Origin of the sequence: Schnuerera sp. (assembly GCF_035459645.1) — a bacterium.
Lineage (GTDB): Bacteria > Bacillota > Clostridia > Tissierellales > Tepidimicrobiaceae > Schnuerera.
Genome location: NZ_DATHXO010000287.1, coordinates 1 through 1,528 on the forward strand (window position 1 = coordinate 1; position 1,528 = coordinate 1,528).

The 1,528-nt window shown below is 28.5% G+C and carries 2 protein-coding genes; both read left to right on the forward strand.

What is annotated here, in order from left to right:
* A partial coding sequence (locus tag VK998_RS06765; protein ID WP_325226823.1) for a response regulator transcription factor occupies positions 1-468 on the forward strand: 468 nt, incomplete at its 5' end.
* Between the two features lies 1 nt (position 469).
* The coding region (locus VK998_RS06770) for a histidine kinase dimerization/phospho-acceptor domain-containing protein (RefSeq protein ID WP_325226826.1) at positions 470-1,528 on the forward strand (1,059 nt) is incomplete at its 3' end.

The following is a 1,528-nucleotide window of genomic DNA, read 5'->3' on the forward strand; positions in this document are numbered from 1 at the left end:
ATTATAATGCTTACTGCTAAAGTCGATGAAGATGATAAAATAGAGGGTTTATCTATTGGAGCAGATGATTATATAACTAAACCTTTTAGCCCTAGGGAGTTAATAAGTCGAATTAAAGCTTTGTTGAGAAGAGCTTATAGGGATTCTAGTCCTCTTGCTGAGAAATTAATCTTTAATAATGGAGATTTAGAAGTGAATATGGACAAAATGATAGTAAGAAAAAAAGGTGAAAATATATATTTAACCTCGAATGAGTTTAAAATTTTGGTATCTTTATTAACAAATCCAGGGCAAGTCTTTTCAAGGGAAATGTTGATTGAATTAGCTTTTGGATATGATTATGATGGATTTGACAGAACTATTGATACTCATATTAAAAATATAAGACAAAAAATAGAAGATAATCCAAGGAACCCATCTTATATACTCACTGTTTATGGGGTTGGATACAAGTTTGGAGGGATATAATTTGTCTTTATCGAAAAAATTGACTTTTAGTTTTATCTTTGCAATTTTGGTTTCCATCTTTATTATTAGTTTTATATCCAACGTTATGATTAACAAAAAATTTGACTCCTATTTAATAGAAGAACGTAATACAAAATTTGAAAATATACGACATAATATTAACCAATTGTTTTTAGAAGAAGGAAACAATCTGACCCATAAAGATATTTCTAACTATGCTTCCTTGGAAGGTATTAATATTGAAATTAGAGATCACAATAATGATTTGGTTTGCAAATCCAATAATACTAATATGATGCATAAAGGTATGATGGGACAAATGATGAGACGTCACGGTATGAAAAATCCCAACAAGAATATAGGCAACTATGTAGAAAAGAGATTTCCCCTATTAGATGGAGATGTTACAATTGGAACATTGATAATAGGCTATATTGATAACTCCCACTTGACAGAATCTGCATTATTATTCAAAAATACTTTATCCATTTCTTTTATAATTTCTGCAATTATCACTATTATCCTTGGACTTATTATATCAATAGTTTTGTCAAAAGGATTATCTAGGCCATTAGTGAATATAACTAGTACAGCCAATGAAATGCGAGATGGCAATCTTAGATCTCGTTCTTATATAAAAACTAATACCAAGGAAATTAAAGAACTTAATTATTCCATAAATTATTTAGCAGAAACTTTAGAAAAACAAGAGAATTTAAGGAAAAGATATGCTTCCGATATTGCTCATGAGCTTCGCACTCCTTTAACGACGTTAAAATCTCATGTTGAGGCTATAATGGATGGAGTATGGGAACCAACTAATAAACATTTAGCTATTTTATTAGGGGAAATTGATAGATTGTCCATCCTTGTAGATGATTTAAAGAACACGTTCAGATTTTTAGAAGCTAAGCTGAATATAAATAAAACTAATTTTAATATCTCAAATGAATTAAATAATATCTTATCTCAATTTAATCCTTTATTTATAAAAGATAACTTTATATTAGAATCTTCTATTGAAGATAATATTGAAGTTGTAATGGATAAAAACAGGTTT